This is a genomic window from Chryseobacterium sp. VD8 (assembly GCF_037149975.1).
Taxonomy (GTDB): domain Bacteria; phylum Bacteroidota; class Bacteroidia; order Flavobacteriales; family Weeksellaceae; genus Chryseobacterium; species Chryseobacterium indicum.
Genome location: NZ_JBBCQL010000476.1, coordinates 1 through 262 on the forward strand (window position 1 = coordinate 1; position 262 = coordinate 262).

The 262-nt window shown below is 37.0% G+C and carries 1 protein-coding gene; it reads right to left on the reverse strand.

Going from position 1 to position 262, the window contains the following annotated elements; genetic code table 11:
• Positions 1-102: 102 nt before the first annotated feature.
• On the reverse strand, positions 103-246 hold the full coding sequence (locus tag WFK35_RS23100) for a transposase (protein WP_336735004.1): 144 nt from the start codon (positions 244-246) through the stop codon (positions 103-105).
• Between the last annotated feature and the right edge of the window lie 16 nt (positions 247-262).

Here is a 262-nt window from a genome sequence, read left to right on the forward strand (position 1 = left end):
CCTTCAATGCTTCATGTTCCAAGCTCAAATTGGCAAACATCTTCTTCAAACGATTGTTCTCAGATTCCAGTTCCTTGATTTTCTGTAGTTCTTTGGTAGAAGTTATCCCACCAAATTTCTTTTTCCATCGTGCAGGGTTTGGTAGTGGAAACCGTATTTTCGAGACAATTCTTTTGCGGTCTGCCCTGATTCATACTCTTTCAAAATTGCCAAAATTTGGCTGTCTGTAAATTTACTTGTTCTCATATCCTAAAATTAATTG

Bases quoted from the DNA above. Each gene is read 5' to 3' on its own strand.
- WFK35_RS23100 (WP_336735004.1), bottom strand. From the start codon at position 246: ATGAGAACAAGTAAATTTACAGACAGCCAAATTTTGGCAATTTTGAAA.